Genomic DNA, 18,573 nt, shown 5'->3' with positions numbered 1-18,573 from the left:
CATAATTAACAGAAATGGAGAGGATAAACTTCTTCCGTCTTTATGCCAAAGAGAGGTTTGGAAGGAGGGTTCAGAAGATACCCGTCGCTTTGCCTTTTACCTGTCCTAACATAGATGGGACAAAGAGTAGAGGCGGGTGTATTTACTGTTATAGAGGCTCAAGACCTGCTCACCTGTCCACTGGTGTGTCTCTTAGAGAACAGATAGAGGCTGGGATAAGAAGGGGAATAGAGAGGTACGGTAAAAGAACACGCTTCTTTGTTTACTTCCAGTCTTACACCAACACCTACGGGGATAAAGAGTATCTTGAGAGACTTTACAACACTGTATTGGATTATGAAGAAGTGGTGGGGCTTGATGTTGGGACGAGACCTGACTGTGCACCGGATTGGGTTTTGGGGCTGATGGCTTCCTATAAGGAGAGGGGACTTGAGGTCTGGATAGAGTACGGTCTCCAGTCTGCTAACTTTGAAACCCTTAAAAGGATAAATAGAGCTCACGGTGTATCGGACCTCGTAGATGCGACACTGAGAGCGAAGGCTTATGGACTTAAAGTGTGTATCCACACTATAGTTGGTCTTCCTGGAGAGAGCCGGGATGACTTCTTGGAAACTGCGAAGCTCGTCTCAGCTTTGGGAGCTGATGGGATAAAGATACATCCCATATACGTTATGAGGAATACAGCCCTTGCCCGCCTGCTTGAAAAGGGGAGATTCAAGACCTTAAACCTTGAAGAGTATGCCAGGTATGCTGCAGATATGCTTGAACTTATACCAGAAAGCACGGTAGTTCACAGACTCACAGCGGAAGCAGAAAGGGACAAGTTACTTTCACCGGACTACTGCGTTTACGAAAGGAAGCTTGAGGTCATTAGGGCTATTGAGGAAGAGCTTAAAAGAAGGGGGAGAAAGCAGGGGGCGAGGAGCCATTTAGGTATTGAAGGGACAGGAAGGGACTTCAAAAAACTCGTTTAGGAACCAGGGAGAACTAAGGTCGTCGGTAAACTCCCTTATCTCTTCTATATCTTCCTGCAACAGCCAGGGATACCTCGGAGTCCTGTATATGGTAAGGGGCAGCTGGTCCGCTACACCTATGCTCTCCCTTATCCTGCCCATATCTATCTTGCTCGTCCCCGTTGTAAATTCATACAGTTCCACGTTTGATATTGGTGCTTTAATATCAACGGCAAAGCCATCTACAATGTCCACAAGTTTCTTCATCACCTCTGGATTGTAGCCGTTTGTATCAATCCTCACCTTTACATCAGGGTTCCTGTTTTTAATTCTCTCTATGAAGGCTCTTAACCTGTCGGGGCTGTGAACTGTGGGTTCTCCTCCAGACAGAACCACGGTGTCTATAATTGGGTTCTGGGAGGCTTCCTGGATCACTTCCCTCTCAAAGATGTACCCTTTCTCCCCTACAACGAGTCTCCAGTTGTGACAGTGCTTGCAGCGAAGATTGCATCCTGGGAGGAAAGCTACTAGACTCCACTTTCTTGGGACGTCCTTTGAGGAGAGGGTGTAGGAAACAAACCTCAATCCCATCTTGAAGCCTCCATTAGCTCCACAACGTTGGCTTTCTTTCTTGTTACCCAGTCGGCTCTCCTTCCTCCCTGCCAGTAGTTTTCTTCCCCTTCGTATATAAAGTTTTCCCTGTCAACCTTTTTTACCTTTCTGGCGATAGGTCTGTAATAGCCTATGACCCTGGAGTAAATCACCGTGTCATCAGACCCGCAGTAAGGACACTCATGCCTTTCACCGACTATCTTAGCCTCGCAGGAGTTACACACGCTCATGGTTGGTGTGAGAGTTATATAGATAATGGGTAACCTCTCAAAGAGCTTCTTAACGAACTCCTTGGAGGAGTGTTCATCGGGTTTTTCATTCAGGAATATGTGCTGTATGCTTCCTCCTGTCGCGAACCTTTGTGTGTGGGAGGAGACTTCAAGCTGTTTGCCCAGAGGAGCGTCGTAAGGTGGCTGGAACCCAGCGGTTAAAAACACTCCAGAACCTTCAGGGCTTCCCTTAATGAAGGGAGGCCTACCGTTCACTTTCCCAAGCCAGTATTTCCTGTAAAGCTTGTATCTATCAAACCTCCCGTCGCCTATATCCCTGTAAAACTCAAGGTCTTTTTGAGCGAGCTTTGGTCCTGCGGTTTCACCGGGTGCATACTCAAAGTTCCATGGTATCCTGTCCTCCCTCATGAACTCTTCAAGCTTGGAAAGTATAAAGTCCGCAACCTCTTTGGCAAACTTAAGCCCTTCCGGATGGAAAAGTCCCGATTCTGCTTCAACGATTCTGCCCCTATCGTCTCTGGTAACAAAACCGAAGTTTATCAGACCCTCGTGACCACCCTGTAAGGATATCGTGTTGAAAAGGGTTGAAAGGTCTTTCATGTAATAAAAGAAGGTGGGATAAAGCTCTCTATGACTATCTATGAACTCCCTCTTCTTATTCAATACGCTTCTCGCTTTATATAGTATGTCTTCAAGGTGTTCAAAGAGGCTATCCCTGTTGCCGGCGTGTATCCAACCTAACCTGTTGAAGTTTATGGAGATAACGCCAATAGAACCTACGCCGGAGGCGTTCCCAAAAACGGAGCCTGTGTTGGATACTCGGAGAACCTCTCCCAGGTCAACCTGGAAACGACAACAGAAACTCCTCTGAAGATACGGATTTCTCGGCTCAAGACCTCTCTCTAAGAAGGGCTTACTCAGGAAGTTCTCAAAGTATGCTCCCCCATGTCTATCCATGTTTTTCAAGAACTCCAAGAAAACGGGGTCTTCAAAGTTAAAGTTGTCTGTGACCTGGACAGTTATGAGGGGAAAGGTCCAGGGCCTGCCATCTGCGTCTCCTTCCCACATAGCCTGCAGAAAGCCCAGGGCTACTCTGTCATAAACCTCTGAGGGTATTTCGCTGTACTTTGTATCTAAAATTCTACCGCCAACCACTATGTACTCCTCTTCAAGGGAGGGGGCTGGTTTTCCAAACTCAAGGGTAACGTTTGTAAAGGGACTGTTGCCACTCCTGAAGGGTAAGTTTATGTTGTAGAGGAAACTCTGAAAGGCGTGCGATATTTCATCAAGGGAGTATCTCCTCCCATGGTACCTGTGCTCATACCAGACGTAAGAGGAGGCAACTGTTATCAGGTCATTGAGGGCTACAGCTCCGGCAACTTCCTGGGATATAAGGCATATAAAGTTTGCACACTGATCAAGAAGGTTCCTCAACCTTTTAGGGGGTCTTGAACGGGGCATCACCTTTGTGTTTGCGGTCAAACCGTTCGTAGCTATATCCCTTGCTGAGAACCCTACGCAGTAAGGACCCAATAGGGAAAGCTGATGCTGGTACCACCATCCCTCCTCATGCATGAGCCTCTCCTCTTGAGAGAGTATGTTCCTTAACATGTACTCTTTCATGACTTCTCCGGAGAGGATGTTAGCCATAGCCGGTAAGGAGTAAACCAAGTTTGCGTTATGTTTGGCAAGGTCAGCTGCTTCAAGATACTGGTCTATCAGGTTCAGGTTTCCCTCTCTTATCATCTTTCACCTCCTCCGCCTATTTTAGATTAATCGGTCATTTTTTCAATAACTAAAATTATCAGCCTTATCAGTGTTTTTCTTCAAGGGACCTTAACTCTTTGTTGTAAGGGCTAAAATTCTTTATAAGAAAATTTGATTTTTTTATCAGAAAAATTTATACTTACTTATATGAGGTATATCATATGACCTTAATCAAACAGGAGGGTACTGAGATGGCTGAGGTAGTGGTTAAAGAGGGTCAGGGAGTCTCACGTAGGGACTTCCTGAAGGTGGCAGCCGCTGTTTCTGCCGCAACTGCGGTAGGTATGAGCGTTCCTAAGGAAGCCCTTGCTAAAGCCACGAAGGCGGAGGCGGGTTGGCGCTGGGACAAAGCCGTCTGCAGGTTCTGCGGAACCGGTTGTGGTGTTATGGTTGCCGTCAAGGATGACAGGATAGTTGCGGTTAAGGGAGACCCCAAAGCACCCGTTAACAGAGGTCTTAACTGTATTAAAGGTTACTTTCTCGCGAAGATTCAGTATGGAGCTGACAGGCTGACCAAACCACTCCTTAGAGTTAACGAGAAAGGGGAGTTTGACAAAAAGGGGAAGTTCAAACCTGTCAGTTGGCAGAAAGCTTACGAGGTTATGGCTCAGAAGTTTAAGGAGGCATACAGCGAACTTGGTCCCGAAGGTGTAGCGATATTCTCCTCAGGGCAGTACACCATAATGGAAGGTTACGCTGCTGCAAAGCTGATGAAGGCAGGTTTCAGGTCTAACAACATAGACCCGAACGCAAGACACTGTATGGCTTCTGCAGTTGCAGCTTTCATACAAACCTTTGGTATTGACGAGCCTGCGGGTTGCTATGACGACATAGAGCTGACTGATACCTTTGTCCTCTGGGGCTCAAACATGGCGGAGATGCACCCTGTCCTCTGGGCTAGGGTTATAGATAGAAAGCTTTCAAATCCAGACAGGGTAAAACTGGTTGTCCTTTCAACCTTTACTCACAGGTCTATAGACCTTGCAGATATACCTATAATCTTTAAGCCCAATACAGACCTTGCTATACAGAACTATATACTCCATGAGATAGTTTACAACCACCCTGAGGCTATAGATTGGGAGTTCGTTAAGAACCACTGCGCCTTTGCAACCGGCTATGTGGATATAGGTTACGGCATGAGAGGAAATCCGGAGCACCCCAACTACACAGAAAAAGAGAAGGAGACCATGAGGAAGGAGCTTGTCAAGGAGATATCCCCTGATGAGGCGGTAGCCTTGAAATACCTTAACCTGAAACCCGGTGACAAGCTTGAGATGAAGCACAGAAAGCAGGCTGGCAAGCATTGGGTTATAAGCTTTGAAGAGTTCAAGAAGGCTCTTGAACCTTATACCCTTGATTATGTAGCAAAGGTTGCCAAGGGAGACCCAGACGAGCCTTTAGAGGAGTTCAAAAAGAAGCTGAAGGCTCTGGCAGAGCTTTACATAGAGAAAGGAAGAAAAGTCGTCTCTTTCTGGACTATGGGTTTTAACCAGCACACAAGGGGAACGTGGGTTAACGAGCAGAACTATGCTATTCACCTCCTTCTTGGAAAGCATGCAAAGCCTGGAAGCGGAGCCTTCTCGCTTACGGGACAACCTTCAGCCTGCGGAACTGCCAGGGAGGTTGGAACTTTTGCCCACAGGCTCCCTGCCGATATGGTGGTTACCAACCCGAAACACAGAGAGGTAGCAGAAAAGATATGGAGGGTTCCCCATGGAACTATAAATCCCAAAGTTGGGGCGAACATAGTCCAGATAATGAGGGACCTGGAGGACGGAAAGATAAAGTGGGCTTGGGTTATGGTCTGTAATCCATGGCAGGATACTGCGAACGCCAACCACTGGATAAAAGCTGCAAGAGAGATGGACAACTTTATAGTTGTGTCCGACTCCTATCCAGGAATATCAGCGAAGGTAGCCGACCTGATACTGCCAGCAGCGATGATTTATGAGAAATGGGGAGCTTACGGAAACTCCGAAAGGAGAACTCAGCACTGGAAACAGCAGGTAACACCTCCCGGTGAGGCTATGCCTGATGAATGGCATCTTATAGAGTTCTCCAAGTTCTTTAAACTCAAAGAGTGTTGGAAGGAATGGAAGCTCAGCGATGGGACGGTTCTACCTGACGTTCTTGAGGAAGCCAAGAAGATGGGCTACGACCCTGAAATGACCCTTTACGATGTTCTGTTCTCGGAGGAAGCTTTCAAGAGAACCATACCCAACGTAGATATAAGGTGGCCTCAGCCCGTTGCCTACCACCCTGTAACCAAAGAAAAGCATCTGAATACCTCAGCGGAGGGGGACAGGAGAGGTGTTCTGGGTACGGACGGACAACCTTGGAAAGGTTACGGCTTTTTCATACAGAAGGCGCTATGGGAGGAATACAGGCTCTTCGGTCTGGGTCATGCCCACGACCTCGCGGACTTTGATACCTATCACAAGGTTAGAGGACTCAGGTGGCCTGTTGTTGATGGAAAGGAAACCCTATGGAGGTTTAATGCCAAGTATGACCCTTACGCAAGAAAGTATGCAAAAGGTAAGGACTTTGCCTTCTATGGTCCCGCTCTGAAGCAGATACCGGAGGGAACGCTCCTTGGACCCAAGGAAGGAACAAAGGTTGACCTGACCAACAGGGCGAAGATATTCTTCAGACCCTATATGGAACCGCCAGAGGTTCCTGATGAAGAGTATCCCTTCTGGCTTGCAACAGGGAGAGTTCTTGAGCACTGGCATTCAGGAACTATGACCATGAGGGTACCAGAGCTTTACAGGTCTGTTCCGGAAGCTTACTGCTACATGAATCCTAAGGATGCTGAAAAGATAGGTGTCAAGGAAGGAGAGCTTGTATGGATAGAGAGCAGGAGAGGAAGGATCAAGGCAAGGGTAAAGACAAGGGGAAGAAACAGACCTCCAAGAGGATTAGTTTTCGTCCCATGGTTTGACGAGAGGGTTTACATAAACAAAGTCACCCTTGACCAGAGATGTCCCATATCCAAGCAGACTGACTACAAGAAGTGTGCCGTGAAGATTTACCCAGCATGAGGTGACAGGACATGGCAAAGGATAAGCCTCCTACACCAAGAGGAGAAACGAGAAGAAAGTTCCTCGTTAGGACTATGCAGGCTATAGGTATTTCCATCGTAGGAGGTGTTGTTTGGGGAGCCTTTGTTAAGGAAAATACCTACGACCCTCTCGTTATAAGACCCCCGGGTGCCCTGCCCGGGGATGAATTTCTAAAGAAGTGCATTAAGTGCGGGTTATGTGTTGAAGCTTGTGCCAACAGACCTTCTGTCCCTTACGAGGGAGGCAAGAAAAAGGTTACCCTCAGGCTCGCAACACCGGGAGACAACAAACCCCTTGGGACACCGTACTTTATACCCCGGGATGTTCCCTGCTACATGTGTGAGGATATACCCTGCGTTCCCGCGTGTCCCACTGGTGCCCTTGAGCCAGACCTGGTATCCACTCTGAAGGATGGACAGAAGAAACTTGATATAACCAAAGCGAGAATGGGTGTTGCGGTCATAGACCAGAAGAACTGCATAGCCTACTGGGGGCTCAGGTGTGATGCCTGCTACAGAGTCTGTCCGTTGCTTGACAAAGCTATATACATAGAGGTTTACAGGAATCCTAGAACGGGGAAACACGCTTTCATGGTTCCCAAGGTGGACCCCGACCACTGCACCGGCTGTGGTCTCTGTGAGCATGCTTGTGTCACAGAGAAAGCCGCCATATTTGTGCTACCCAGAGATATAGCTCTAGGAAGAGCTGGAAAGCATTACATGAAGGGCTGGGAAGAGCAACAACCCCAGGAAGCTCCGGAAAGGATAAGGGGTTTGGGACATGAAAGTGTGGAGAACTACCTGAATACGGAGGACCTTCTCAATGAGTGAGGAAAGGGTAGGACCGCTTCGTTATCTATATAAGCACAGATTCTTAATATTAAGGAGAATCTCTCAGCTCACCATAATGGTCCTTTACATAGGAGGGAATATATACGGTTGGAAGATACTTCAGGGGAACCTGAGCTCCTCAAGGTTTCTTGACCTCGTGCCGTTGGCAGACCCCTTTGCCGTTCTGCAGATGTTTTTTGCAGGAGCCATAGTCGGGGTAGATGCTCTTGTGGGGGCGCTTATAATTCTGGCTTTTTACGCTTTCGTAGGTGGACGTGCCTTCTGCAGCTGGGTATGCCCCATGAACGTGGTTACAGATTTTGCCAACTGGTTAAGGGTGAAGACAAATATACATAGGGAAGAGTGGCAGCTCAGGATAACAAGAAAAACGAGATATCTCGCCCTCACCCTGGCTCTCGTTCTCTCCTTCATACTCGCCATGCCTGCCTTTGAGTACGTTAGCCCTATATCCATACTCCATAGAGGTCTCATATTTGGAATGGGCTTAGGCTGGACGATGGTTCTCGCCATATTCCTCTTTGACCTCTTCGTCATAAAGAACGGGTGGTGTGGACATGTTTGTCCCCTCGGGGGATTTTATTCACTCGTTACCAAACCAAGCCTCATCAGGGTTAATTACAACAAGGACAGGTGTACTGAGTGTATGGAATGCGTGAAGATATGCCCTGAGAGCCAGGTTCTTCATATGGTGGGCAAGCACAGCTCCATCGTTAACTCTGGAGAATGCATAAACTGCGGAAGGTGCGTAGAAGTGTGCAATGACGATGCAATCTACTTTACTTTGAGATTTAAAAAGGAGGAAGTCAGCCATGAAACTAAGTAAAGGACTTGTCTTTGCATCGGTAGGTGCTTCCCTTGTGTTTCTGAGCGTTGCTCAGGCTGTTAAGGAGGTTTTGTCCGAGGAAGAGCTCGGGTATAGGAATGCTCCCTTATATACTGAGGAAGCTGCTCCCCCGGAAGTCCAGTATCCAACTGAGCCACCGGGAACGGGAAAGAAGTTTTCCAGAGCATACGAGAATGCTCCACCTCAAATACCTCATTCTGTGGAAGGTTTAGTCCCCATAAAACCAGGGCAGAACGCCTGCCTCGGATGTCACATGCCAGACGTTGCAAAGTCCGTGGGAGCTACACCCATGTCCCCAACCCATTACAAGCTTGACCTGTTCACAAAAGGTGGGAAGAAAGATGAGCTCAAGATAGACCCGGCAAGGTATCAGTGTGTTATGTGTCATGCACCACAGGCAAACGCTAAACCTTTGGTAAAGAACGTTTTCAAACCAGAATTCAGGGACCCACAGGCTAAGGAAAGGTCAACGCTATTTAACCGTTGGAAAGAGGGACTACCTTGAACAGAAGGGAATTCTTAACAGCTTTCTTGCCCTCCTCAAAGAGAACCGGAGTTTTAAGGCCGCCTTATACGGATGAAAATACCGATTACAGAGCCTGCAAGGAGTGCGAAGCCCCCTGTATAAAGGAGTGTGAAACCGGTATGATCCTCAGGGATGAGGAGGGCTACCCTTCCATCTCCTTTTCCAGGAGTGGCTGTACCTACTGTGGCAGGTGTGCAGAGGTATGTCCAAAGGGTGTGCTATCACGCTCAAAACCTGAGAGGATAAGAGCTGAGGTGCGGATAAACCCGAAAAGGTGCAGCGCCTGGAAAGGAGTCTTATGTTTCTCCTGCAAGGAGCCCTGCCTTGATAACGCTATAAAGTTTGAAGGGCTCTACAGACCTGTTATCCTACCTGAGCGATGCACATCCTGTGGGTTCTGTCTGTCCGTCTGTCCAACGGAGGCGATATGGGTGAGGAGCTATGAGGCTTAAATACGTTCTTGTGCTGCTTTTCATGATTGCTTTCAGTGTTAACTCTGCCGAGCTTCTTGGAAAGATAGATGTGGGGCATGCCGTCACAGATATGGTCTATAGGGATGGAATCCTTTACGTATCTACGGAGCAGGGAGAGGTGAAGTTTATTGAGCTAAAAACTCGTAAGTTTATAAAAAGTGTAAACCTCCCGGACATAAACGACTTTATGGGGAATCCCATACCCCCTAAGGTTTATTCAATAGACCTGTCTCCTTCAGGAAAAAGGCTTCTCATAGTGAGTGAAGCGCCTGGAGGTTTCTCTGAGCTTTACCTTTACTCCGAGTCAAAGGGACTTGAAAAGTTGATAGACCTGGGAAGCAATCTCTTAATAAAGCAGGGCAAGTTTTACGGTGAGGAGAAGGTTATTCTCGGATTCCTCGGTGACGAGATAGCTCTCTTTGATACTGGGGAGAAAAATTTCATTTACAAAATTCAGGTCGGGCGTTCATCTCTCTCTGATATAGCTGTTAAGGAGGATAGAGAAACGGTTGCCGTTTCCGATGAAGGTGGCGTTGTGACTCTGGTGTCCGTTAGGGACGGGAAGATACTGAAGAAGTTCAAAGGCGTCAACGTAGATAAACTCTACGAACTTGATTACAAAGATAGTAAAGTGCTTGTGGGAGGAAGAGACAGGAGAGTAGCTCTATACTATACGGACACTGGTAAATTCAGGAGGTTTGATGCCAAGTTCCTTGTGTTTTCAGTTGCTATGGATAGGGAGGGAAAACTCGGAGCCTACCTATACAATGAGCAGAACGATGTACGCATAGTTGAGCTTGATACGGGAAAAGAGGTGGATATGCTCAGGGGGCACGAGTACCCCGTTAGCAAGATTCTTTTTCTTGATGGGCTTGTGATCACAGGTTGTGATGATGGGAAAATATATCTATGGAGGTTGTAATATGAATATTTCTGGAGTAGTAGTTAGGACTTTACCAGAACGGATTGAGGAGGTTATAAACAGCCTTGAGGAGTCGGGTCTGTGCGATGTTCACTTCCATGATGATAAGGGAAGAATAATAGTAACCATTGAGGCTGAGACTACCGAAGAAGAGGTTTTTAAATTGAAAGCTCTTCAGGGCTTGGAACACGTGCTTTCTGCGGACCTTGTTTACGCATACAGCGAAGAAGAGTTAGAAAAGGCAAAAGAAGAGCTTCATATGGAAAGAGGAGAGCTTCCTAAGATTGTTGAGGAGGACGTCCCTGCCGAGAGAATAAAGTATTATGGACACATCTACAAGGATTACGAATAGGGCGAGAACTTTTTTCAGAAAACCTATCCACCTCCCGCCGGAGGACGACGAGCTGATAGAGGAGATAAGACGTAAGTGGACCAAGGGCAGGAAGAGAGGAAAGTTCTCAACCGTCATCCACGAAGCCTTGAAACTGCTTGCTGAGAAGGAGGGGATATCGGGGTAGGCTTGTAAAATAAAAATGGGCATTTGTGTAAAATTTTGAAGTATATTTAAGACATAATGGCAGCATGGAGGACGCAGCGAATAAGTCAGATTATTCAAAGACTAAATCAGCTCAAAGAGATAATAGCCGAATTATCTGAAGATGGAATTCCTAGTGGTAATATTACTATTAATAATATTCCCGTTCCTTTTTCGGAAATTATAGATGACTCTGTCAGGCTGTGGTTGAATTTGAGCGAAGAAAGTCTTAGAGAAGTGCTTGATCAATTACCGCTTTCATATCTTATGCATTTGGATAATAACCTTTCCCAAGCTATAAGTAATTATAGCTCATACAAAAGTACTAACAACGTTAATAATTTTCAGACATTTATTTCACACTTGAATAACATTAACACTTATTTAAACCTTCCCATAGCTCATTATCCCCTTTTATCGCAAATTTACAGAGATATAGATGAGAGTCCTAAATATATTTCTGAGATAAAAAATTTCCGTGAAAAGGCTGAAGAAGAATTTAACAGGATTAAACATCTTCTTGAGAATACTAAAACACTTCACGATAAAACTTGGTCTTGGAAACAAGCAGAACATTTACTCACCGAAGCAAAAAAATTAGATGATGCCGCTTCCAAAAGGCTTAAATGGTTATCAGCACTCGTAATTTTTGGAGTGATTGGCTTCTTCTTCCTTTCATATTGCCCCCCATCATATATAAATAGCGAAAAGGGTTTGTCTGCCATAATACACCTTTTCTTGCTCAAACTTCCTATTTTATTCATAATTGGTTTAATCGCGTTCTTATTGTGGGAAGATTATATCAAACTAAAAAAGGAAGCCTTAACATACACACATAAAGCAGCACTTATGAGAACTATGATAGAAGGAGAACCTCTTTTTAGAGAGAGGTTTAATCTGAGCTCAGAAGAAATCTTATCCCTAATTTTGAAACCAATAATCAGAACCTTATTGGAAACAGAAAAACATATGCTAATAGAAGAAACTATTAAACCCACGAGAGAAAACCCTCCGAAAGAACATGAAGGATAAAGTTAATATTTTATAAATCCCTGAGTTTCCAAGTCTTGGTCTTTAAAGATAAATTCCTATTTATCTCTTATCCATCAACGGTGCTACCAACAAATATAACCACAATAGAAACATCGTCACATAAAATAAGATAAATGCATTTCCTACCATAGGTATTTTTGTTAAAATCCCTTTATAGCTTATTGATAGATGCATATAATCCTCTAGATTTAATACTTCAATGACCTTCGCAATCTTCTTCATATGTAAATAAAATTCAATCAAAATTTTTATAGATACAATTAGTCCAAGAAATGTGTATGCAAGCATAAATATAACTAAAAAAATATAATTATCAAAACCATATCTACCCCCAAAAACTAATATGCCGCCCACTAATACAGCATAAATGTGAGTGAAGTGAAGCCTTTCATTTTCCAAATGTCGAATATGTAACCAGTTTTGGTTGAAAGCTTCTATCAAAAGCTTTTTGTCCGGTATAGGTTTATCAATGTTTGATTTTTGGGGCTCTTCTTCCCTCCTCATCTCTACAACTCCATATCCATATATTTTAAATATGCATCCATCACAACCCCTCAACTATCCTCTTCAGCTTCTCATAGTCCGTGTGGGTGTATATCGTCGTGGTGTCGAGCCTCGAGTGTCCGAGGAGCTCCTTAATGTCCAGCTTTGAGAGTTCAACCTTCTTTGTCTTTATCCAAGCCCCCGCAACCGCAATCCTTTCCTGTATCATCTCCCTTAAATCCTTTTCTATCCTGACTCCTGAAAAACGCACCCACTTTCTTATTAGTCCCTTAAAAAGAGGAGCAGGATCGGGAAGCGGATAATCATGCTCCCCCCTCTTGAAACTCGTTGGTGTCAGGAAGTCAAGGACTATCGTGTTTTCCGGAACAGACTTTTTATACAGGTCTTCGTAAGAAAGGACTAAATCTTCTCTTATATAGGGTTTTCTTAATTTCCGGAGCTTTACGTTTTCTATAAAGAGCCCGTCGTTCTTCTCAAGGATCAGAGAAGAGAGAAAGGCAGGGAAGAGGCTTTCCTTCAGGAAGGAAATGTGAAGGTTTATCCTGTCAAGTTCTTTTTCTTCTCCGAAAAACTGAGGAAACCAGAGGCAGAAGGGCTTTATCTTTGCAGGCTTGTGGAGTTCTTCGGCGGTCTTCTCGTCAAGGAGTGAAAAGAACAAGCCGTGAGCCCTGTCGGGAGTCAGAAGAGAGGAGGAGACAGGCTTTTCTGGAATAAGGGGCACGCTTAATCTCACGGGCATTATATCAAAAACCTCTTAAACCCCCGCCATTACCTCCTGCCTTAGCTCCTGAGCCATCTCAACCATGTTCTTGAGGGCAGGCTCTACCTCTTCCCATCTTCTCGTCTTGAGTCCACAGTCAGGATTTACCCAAAGGAGTTCCTTAGGTAGAACCCTCATGGCTCTCTCCATAACCAGCTTCATCTCCTCTTTAGTAGGCACGGCGGGGGAGTGTATGTCATAAACGCCTATACCTATCTGTCTGTCCCAACCCCTGAACCTTTCAAAGGCTTCTATTATCTCTCCTTTGCTCCTTGAAGCTTCTATGGATATGACGTCAAAGTCCATTTGGTATATGTACTCAATTATCTCGTTGAATTCAGAGTAGCACATGTGGGTGTGTATCTGGGTCTCGGACTTTGCCCTGGAACATAGTCTAAAAGCTTTGACAGCCCAACTGAAGTACTCCTGCCAATCTTTCTTTTTAAGGGGAACTCCTTCTCTGAAGGCTGGCTCGTCTATCTGGATTATCTTTATTCCCGCATTTTCAAGGTCTTTTACCTCGTCAAGTAAAGCCAGGGCTATCTGGTAAGCTATCTCGCTCTTGGGAACGTCTTCTCTGTAATAGCTCCAGTTGAGTATAGTTACCGGTCCCGTAAGCATACCTTTCACAGGCTTCTGGGTCAGGGACTGGGCGTAGGTTATCTCCTCAAGGGTCATGGGTTTAGGTCTTGAAACGTCTCCGTAGATTATAGGCGGTCTGTAAACGCGGGAACCGTAAGAAAGAACCCAACCGTGATTTGTTGTGGCAACACCATCAAGTTTGAAGGCAAAGAACTCAACCATATCAGTCCTTTCAAACTCCCCATGAACGAGGACGTCAAGACCAACCTCTTCTTGGAACGCAATAACGTGCTCTATCTGTTTCTTTATAAACTCTTTGTACTCCTGTTCGCTTATCTTACCCGTCCTGTATGCAGTCCTCATCTTACGAACTTCTTCTGTCTGGGGATAGGAACCTATAGTGGTGGTGGGGAATAAGGGCAGTTTGAGTATGTCTTTCTGGACCTTCTCCCTTTCCTTATAAGGGACCGCTCTCCGGAAATCCTCGTCCTTCAGTGAGGTAATTCTCCTCCTGACTTCAGAATTCTCACCGAAAGCAGTTTCAAGCAGTTCTTTGCTCTTTTTTACCTCTTTTATAGCATCTTCATTGCCGTTGAAGGCTTCCTTTAAAGTTCTTAACTCTCCAAGTTTTTCCTTTGCAAAGGAAAGCCTCTCCTTGAGACCCTCCGGAAGCTCCTCTTCTGGTTCAACTGTAACAGGAAGGTGATAAAGGGGGCAGGAGTTGGAAACCGAGAGACTTTTTGCGTATTTGGAGAGTTCCTCAAGAAGTTTCAGCTTATCGCTGAGATTAGCTTTCCATGGCTGCCTGCCGTTTATCACACCCGCTATGAGCTCTTTATCTTCCGGAAAACCCTCTTCCTTTATGCGGGACAGGTTCTCCCTGTTGGACACAAGGTCAAGGTGAAGAGCCTGTACAGGAAGAGACACATACCTACCGTAGTCAGAAACGCTATCGTAGTAAGTGAACAGAGCTATGTGCACGCCGACCTTTGAGAGCTCTCCGTATATTCTCTCTGCCACATCCCACTGCCACTGCTGCGTATCAAAGACGAAGGCAGGCTCCTCTATATGAACTCCCTGACATCCTGCCTCTTTCAAGCTTGCAAGAACCTCTCTATAAACTGATGTAAGCTTATCAGCAAGTCTTTCAAACTGTTCCCTGTCCTCAATTTTCTCCATCTCATAAATCGGAAGTTCCCCTCCTTTCCTTCTCAGAGCCTTTGACATCCTGAGGAACGTATAGGGACCTATGAGGTGAGGTGTGGTCTCGTAGCCCTTTTGTTTATAGAACTCGTAATCGTTAAGGGGTTTATTTATGAAGAGCCTGAAATCCTCTCCTTCTATCTCAGGGACAAGGTAGTGATAATTGGTATTGAACCACTTGGTCATCTCAAGGGCGTTTTTACCCCTTGCCATTTCAAAGTAAGTCTCCAGTCCCTTATACTCTCCGAACCTCTGGGGAATAGCTCCCACCATAAGGGCTGTGTCAAGCATAAAGTCATAGTAGGAAAGCTCATTTGAAGGTATAACGTCAACGTTTTCCCTGTATAGGTTAGCCCTCCACAGGGCAAGGTCTCTCATACCTGCGTGAAGCTCTCCCTCATTTATTCTTCCCTTCCAGTAGTTTTCCAAAAGACTTTTGAACTCTCTCTTCTCTCCAAGTTTGGGGAAACCAAAAGCAACAGCTCTCATATCTAACCTCCAGTATATGCACTCAAAGTTTAATTATATGCGGCAAAAGGGAAGGGTTTATAAGCTGGATATCACATCCCCATATCGCTCGCCTGCTCGTCGGTTAAAACCCTTCCCTGGTCTTTCACCTCTTCAGCTTTGGACTCGCACCTGTCTAAGAGCTCTTTGAGTCTTACCGGAGCCTCGGTAAGGGGCAATGAGGAATCATATATCTCCCCTTTAACACCGCATTCTTTAAAGGCTTCGTAGAGCATTCTAAGACCTTTTTCAGCCTCAGGTCCGTTCCTTCTGACAACCCATATCCAGTTAGGGTCAAGCTTGCCTTCCTTCTTTAGGTCTCTTATGGCGTTTGCCACACCTTCACCCAGGGTAACGTCTATCCTCGTGTTGTTGGCAGTACCTCCACAAACCAAAACGCCCCTTATACCAGGCTTGGAGAGTATTATCTTGGTTATCTTGTACATCTTCTCCGCAGGCGGGTTTCCACCTATGTCGGTAAAGTTGGCAGGCTTCATGCCTATGGCGTAAGTCGTTTCTATGGTCACAGTAGAACCACCACCACCAAAGGTCATCATGGCTATGTCCCCGTCAACTTCAACGTAGGAGCCTGCCTTACCTCTGTGGTCGTCCTTGTCTATTTCAGCCGCTGCAATCTCCCTCTCGGTAGGAGGTCTCCTCATGGCGGTTCTTACGCCGTAAATCTTCGCAGGGGGAACGGAGGCATCATCGTCAATTTTAACAACGGCGTCAAGAGCTCTTACCCTGAGCTTACCGCCTGCGTCAACTATCGCAAGAGGATTTATTTCAAGGAGCCTCGCCTCCGCATTCCAGAAGGCATCGTACATATTTGCTATAACCTCGGATAACTCCCTCATCACAGAGAGGTACTCGTGGGGCATGCCAAGTTCAAGCAGGTAGTTCCTTACCATATGGGGATAGAGTCCTTTAAGAGGGTCTATAGGAAAAATCCCTATTTTGGCGGGGTCAACCTCTTCTATGTCCATTCCGCCTTCAAAGGAGAGTGTCAGGACGGGGGTTCGGGTCTCCGTTGAATAGGTTATAGAGGCGTATATCTCCTTTACTATATTTGCCTTTTCAACCACAAGTACACCAACCGGAAGTTCACCGTAAACGGGGTATTCAAGAAGGGTCTTTATCTCTTCAAGGGCTTCTTCTGGAGAGGAGCACACCCTAACGGCTCCAGCCTTTCCCCTTTTACCAACCAGAACCTGGGACTTAACTACGCACTCACCAAGCTGAGAAACGAAGTTCTCAACCTCTTCGGTTATGTGTTCAACGAACATATACTTTGGAGTAGGTATGCCGTATCTTTTAAAGAGCTTATCGTAGGCTTCGTACTCGTAAAGGTCCATCTTCCGTCCTCCAGGTCTTGATTTCTTTCTCAGAGAATTATACCCTACACGAGGAGTTTAAAAGTGATAAAATACTACCCCCATAAGTGAGCAGGAGGTATTTCAGGGATGGCGAATACAAGGCAGGCGGCAAAGAGGGCGAGAAGAGACGCCGCAAGGAGAGAGAGGAACAGATACCATCTATCAAAGATGAGAACCTATATAAAGAAGTTCAGGACGATGTTGCAGGAGGGCAGGATAGAAGAAGCAAAGGCTTTCCTGCCAGAGGTTGTAAGCACAATACAGCACACCGCAAGCAAGGGCGTTATCCACAAGAATGAGGCTGCAAGAAGGGTCTCAAGGATTTATGAGCTTTTTAACAAAGCCCTTAGAGAGGCGCAGGGTTAACTCCTCCCTCAAAAAAAGGAGCATAACAAAGTAAATAAATATTGCAAGGGGAATAGAAGACAGAATTAATGTCAGAGGAGTTAGCCCCGTTCCCTTTATGTAAAGGGTTGTAGCTCCCATTACACAGGCTGCCAGTGTTGACTTTAGTAAAGTCTTAAATAGGGGTGCAAGGGGCGGCTTCTGTGGGGTTTTTACCCAGAGGTAAGAAAGACCCGTCAGGGAGGAGAGGGCTGTTCCCATAGGAAGACCAAAAACCCCTAATCCTAACAAGAAGGCAAAGGTTGCGGCAAAAGCTCCTTCACTCAAAACGGTGAGTAGGGAAGCCTTTACGGGCGTTTTTGTGTCTCCTGTTGAGAAGAAGAGGGCAGAAAGACTCTTCTGAAGGGAGAAGAACACCAGTCCAAGACTGTAGATGGAGAGGATTCTGGCGCTGGTGTAAACATCCTTCTCGTTAAAGCTCCCTCTGTGGTAAACAACCCTGATTATATCCTCTGAGAGTATAAAGAGCCCTGCAGAGGCAGGTATCATAAGGAGGAGGATAAGTCTGAGGGCTGTTATCAGTTCGTCCTCTCTGTTACTGTCTTTCCTTGAGAGTATGGATAGAAGTGAATTGGCAATTCCGACAGAAACGACACCGAAAGGTAACTGGTAAAGCCTGTTGGCATAGTACAGGTAAGCTATCGCACCGGTGCGGAGGAAAGAGGCAAGGAAAGTGTCTATGAAAAGGGACAGCTGGTTTACACCGAACCCGCCCAAGGCGGGTATGAGCCTTCTTAACAGGAGTTTAACGTCCTCGTCAAACCTGAAGGAAAGGGAAAAGGATACCCCTTTTTTTACAAGCACCGGTACGTTTATAAGAACCTGAAGAACCCCGCCGATGAGAACTCCAAGGATGAGCGCTATATGCCCGTACCTGTCAGCTGACAGGAGTAACACCACCAGAAACGCAAAATTGAAAACCCCTTGGGACACAGCCGGTATAAAGAAGCTCCCCCTTACGTTAAGTATGCCCATGAATAAAGCTCCAAGACCAACAAGGAGCAGGTAGAGGAATAAAAACCGCGCCATAAACACCGCAAGAGAAAAAGTTTCACTGCCCCTTATTCCCGGTGCTATCAGGGAAACTATATACTCGGTGAGTAAAACCCCAACAAGGGTAATAAGGGAGTTTACGAGGAGGTAAAAGGTAAAGACCTTTGAGAGGAAGTCTCTGTCCCTCCCCTCCTCTATTGATTTGGTGTATAGAGGAACAAACACAGCGTTGAACCCACCTTCCCCGAGGAGCCTTCGGAAACTGTTGGGTATCCTGAAAGCTACAAAGAACGCATCCGCAATATGGGTCGCTCCAAAGTAATAGGCTATGCTTGCGTCCCTTAAAAAACCCAGAACCCTACTCAAGAGTGTTCCAAGGGCGAAGTTAAAGGCAAAACGAACCAGTCTCATA

At 45.9% G+C, this 18,573-nt stretch carries 18 protein-coding genes; 11 read left to right on the top strand and 7 right to left on the bottom strand.

What is annotated here, in order from left to right:
* Nucleotides 1-14 precede the first annotated feature (14 nt).
* Nucleotides 15-974 carry a tRNA modification radical SAM protein MnmL/YtqA gene (gene mnmL / locus BCF55_RS05515; protein WP_121011169.1) on the top strand — a complete coding sequence of 320 codons (960 nt, stop codon included), beginning with the start codon at nt 15-17 and terminating at the stop codon, nt 972-974.
* On the opposite strand, the gene BCF55_RS05510 is transcribed toward mnmL, so the two are convergent.
* Entirely contained in the window at nt 930-1,544 is a 615-nt protein-coding gene (locus BCF55_RS05510; RefSeq protein ID WP_121011166.1) for a radical SAM protein, read from the bottom strand. The genes mnmL and BCF55_RS05510 overlap by 45 nt on opposite strands.
* Nucleotides 1,535-3,541 carry an anaerobic ribonucleoside-triphosphate reductase gene (nrdD, locus tag BCF55_RS05505; RefSeq protein ID WP_121011163.1) on the bottom strand — a complete coding sequence of 669 codons (2,007 nt, stop codon included), beginning with the start codon at nt 3,539-3,541 and terminating at the stop codon, nt 1,535-1,537. The genes BCF55_RS05510 and nrdD overlap by 10 nt, the downstream gene beginning before the upstream one ends.
* A gap of 212 nt (nt 3,542-3,753) precedes the next feature.
* Between nrdD and napA the strand changes: the two genes are divergently transcribed.
* Genes napA through BCF55_RS05460 form a run of 9 tightly spaced genes read left to right on the top strand, consistent with a single transcriptional unit; the run spans nt 3,754 to nt 11,810 of the window.
* A complete protein-coding gene (gene napA / locus BCF55_RS05500; protein ID WP_121013154.1) occupies nt 3,754-6,606 on the top strand; it encodes a nitrate reductase catalytic subunit NapA in 2,853 nt (950 codons plus the stop codon).
* A gap of 11 nt (nt 6,607-6,617) precedes the next feature.
* Nucleotides 6,618-7,457: a ferredoxin-type protein NapG gene (gene napG, locus BCF55_RS05495; RefSeq protein WP_121011160.1), complete on the top strand. Its 840-nt coding sequence runs from the start codon at nt 6,618-6,620 to the stop codon at nt 7,455-7,457.
* Nucleotides 7,450-8,301, top strand: coding sequence for a quinol dehydrogenase ferredoxin subunit NapH (gene napH / locus BCF55_RS05490; RefSeq protein WP_121011157.1), 852 nt, complete (start codon nt 7,450-7,452; stop codon nt 8,299-8,301). Before napG ends, napH begins: the two co-directional genes overlap by 8 nt.
* Nucleotides 8,288-8,827, top strand: coding sequence for a nitrate reductase cytochrome c-type subunit (locus BCF55_RS05485; RefSeq protein WP_121011154.1), 540 nt, complete (start codon nt 8,288-8,290; stop codon nt 8,825-8,827). Before napH ends, BCF55_RS05485 begins: the two co-directional genes overlap by 14 nt.
* On the top strand, nt 8,824-9,300 hold the full coding sequence (locus BCF55_RS05480) for a 4Fe-4S binding protein (protein WP_121011151.1): 477 nt from the start codon (nt 8,824-8,826) through the stop codon (nt 9,298-9,300). The genes BCF55_RS05485 and BCF55_RS05480 overlap by 4 nt, the downstream gene beginning before the upstream one ends.
* The gene (locus BCF55_RS05475; RefSeq protein WP_121011148.1) at nt 9,290-10,243 is read left to right on the top strand and encodes a WD40 repeat domain-containing protein; all 954 of its coding nucleotides are present in this window, start codon (nt 9,290-9,292) and stop codon (nt 10,241-10,243) included. Before BCF55_RS05480 ends, BCF55_RS05475 begins: the two co-directional genes overlap by 11 nt.
* Nucleotide 10,244: 1 nt before the next feature.
* Nucleotides 10,245-10,595 carry a chaperone NapD gene (locus BCF55_RS05470; RefSeq protein ID WP_121011145.1) on the top strand — a complete coding sequence of 117 codons (351 nt, stop codon included), beginning with the start codon at nt 10,245-10,247 and terminating at the stop codon, nt 10,593-10,595.
* Nucleotides 10,567-10,761, top strand: a complete 195-nt coding sequence (locus tag BCF55_RS05465; RefSeq protein WP_121011144.1) for a hypothetical protein — start codon at nt 10,567-10,569, stop codon at nt 10,759-10,761. The genes BCF55_RS05470 and BCF55_RS05465 overlap by 29 nt, the downstream gene beginning before the upstream one ends.
* Before the next feature lie 56 nt (nt 10,762-10,817).
* Complete coding sequence (locus BCF55_RS05460; protein WP_121011141.1) at nt 10,818-11,810, top strand: hypothetical protein; 993 nt, start codon at nt 10,818-10,820, stop codon at nt 11,808-11,810.
* A gap of 60 nt (nt 11,811-11,870) precedes the next feature.
* Here BCF55_RS05460 and BCF55_RS05455 read toward each other — a convergent pair whose 3' ends face one another.
* The 4 genes from BCF55_RS05455 to BCF55_RS05440 form a co-directional block, all read right to left on the bottom strand.
* Nucleotides 11,871-12,389, bottom strand: a complete 519-nt coding sequence (locus tag BCF55_RS05455) for a hypothetical protein (protein WP_147425010.1) — start codon at nt 12,387-12,389, stop codon at nt 11,871-11,873.
* Nucleotides 12,376-13,074, bottom strand: a complete 699-nt coding sequence (cas6, locus tag BCF55_RS05450) for a CRISPR system precrRNA processing endoribonuclease RAMP protein Cas6 (protein ID WP_121011136.1) — start codon at nt 13,072-13,074, stop codon at nt 12,376-12,378. The genes BCF55_RS05455 and cas6 overlap by 14 nt, the downstream gene beginning before the upstream one ends.
* Nucleotides 13,075-13,089: 15 nt before the next feature.
* Nucleotides 13,090-15,369, bottom strand: coding sequence for a 5-methyltetrahydropteroyltriglutamate--homocysteine S-methyltransferase (gene metE / locus BCF55_RS05445; RefSeq protein WP_121011133.1), 2,280 nt, complete (start codon nt 15,367-15,369; stop codon nt 13,090-13,092).
* Nucleotides 15,370-15,440: 71 nt separating this feature from the next.
* Nucleotides 15,441-16,742 carry a succinate--CoA ligase subunit beta gene (locus tag BCF55_RS05440; protein WP_121011130.1) on the bottom strand — a complete coding sequence of 434 codons (1,302 nt, stop codon included), beginning with the start codon at nt 16,740-16,742 and terminating at the stop codon, nt 15,441-15,443.
* 108 nt (nt 16,743-16,850) lie between these two features.
* Here BCF55_RS05440 and rpsT point away from each other — a divergent pair, with 108 nt between their 5' ends.
* Nucleotides 16,851-17,129: a 30S ribosomal protein S20 gene (gene rpsT, locus BCF55_RS05435; protein WP_121011127.1), complete on the top strand. Its 279-nt coding sequence runs from the start codon at nt 16,851-16,853 to the stop codon at nt 17,127-17,129.
* Here the strand turns inward: rpsT and murJ are convergent.
* Entirely contained in the window at nt 17,079-18,572 is a 1,494-nt protein-coding gene (murJ, locus tag BCF55_RS05430) for a murein biosynthesis integral membrane protein MurJ (RefSeq protein ID WP_121011124.1), read from the bottom strand. The two genes, rpsT and murJ, sit on opposite strands and share 51 nt — an antisense overlap.
* Nucleotide 18,573: the final 1 nt, after the last annotated feature.

It is taken from the genome of Hydrogenivirga caldilitoris (assembly GCF_003664005.1).
Lineage (GTDB): Bacteria > Aquificota > Aquificia > Aquificales > Aquificaceae > Hydrogenivirga > Hydrogenivirga caldilitoris.
This window is presented reverse-complemented; position numbering and strand designations above follow the sequence as displayed.

Excerpts from the sequence above, each read along its gene's own strand:
- mnmL (WP_121011169.1), top strand. The coding sequence starts at position 15 with ATGGAGAGGATAAACTTCTTCCGTCTTTATGCCAAAGAGAGGTTTGGA.
- BCF55_RS05510 (WP_121011166.1), bottom strand. The coding sequence starts at position 1,544 with ATGGGATTGAGGTTTGTTTCCTACACCCTCTCCTCAAAGGACGTCCCA.
- nrdD (WP_121011163.1), bottom strand. The coding sequence starts at position 3,541 with ATGATAAGAGAGGGAAACCTGAACCTGATAGACCAGTATCTTGAAGCA.
- napA (WP_121013154.1), top strand. The coding sequence starts at position 3,754 with ATGGCTGAGGTAGTGGTTAAAGAGGGTCAGGGAGTCTCACGTAGGGAC.
- napG (WP_121011160.1), top strand. The coding sequence starts at position 6,618 with ATGGCAAAGGATAAGCCTCCTACACCAAGAGGAGAAACGAGAAGAAAG.
- napH (WP_121011157.1), top strand. The coding sequence starts at position 7,450 with ATGAGTGAGGAAAGGGTAGGACCGCTTCGTTATCTATATAAGCACAGA.
- BCF55_RS05485 (WP_121011154.1), top strand. The coding sequence starts at position 8,288 with ATGAAACTAAGTAAAGGACTTGTCTTTGCATCGGTAGGTGCTTCCCTT.
- BCF55_RS05475 (WP_121011148.1), top strand. The coding sequence starts at position 9,290 with ATGAGGCTTAAATACGTTCTTGTGCTGCTTTTCATGATTGCTTTCAGT.
- BCF55_RS05470 (WP_121011145.1), top strand. The coding sequence starts at position 10,245 with ATGAATATTTCTGGAGTAGTAGTTAGGACTTTACCAGAACGGATTGAG.
- BCF55_RS05465 (WP_121011144.1), top strand. The coding sequence starts at position 10,567 with ATGGACACATCTACAAGGATTACGAATAGGGCGAGAACTTTTTTCAGA.
- BCF55_RS05460 (WP_121011141.1), top strand. The coding sequence starts at position 10,818 with ATGGCAGCATGGAGGACGCAGCGAATAAGTCAGATTATTCAAAGACTA.
- cas6 (WP_121011136.1), bottom strand. The coding sequence starts at position 13,074 with ATGCCCGTGAGATTAAGCGTGCCCCTTATTCCAGAAAAGCCTGTCTCC.
- metE (WP_121011133.1), bottom strand. The coding sequence starts at position 15,369 with ATGAGAGCTGTTGCTTTTGGTTTCCCCAAACTTGGAGAGAAGAGAGAG.
- BCF55_RS05440 (WP_121011130.1), bottom strand. The coding sequence starts at position 16,742 with ATGGACCTTTACGAGTACGAAGCCTACGATAAGCTCTTTAAAAGATAC.
- rpsT (WP_121011127.1), top strand. The coding sequence starts at position 16,851 with ATGGCGAATACAAGGCAGGCGGCAAAGAGGGCGAGAAGAGACGCCGCA.
- murJ (WP_121011124.1), bottom strand. The coding sequence starts at position 18,572 with ATGAGACTGGTTCGTTTTGCCTTTAACTTCGCCCTTGGAACACTCTTG.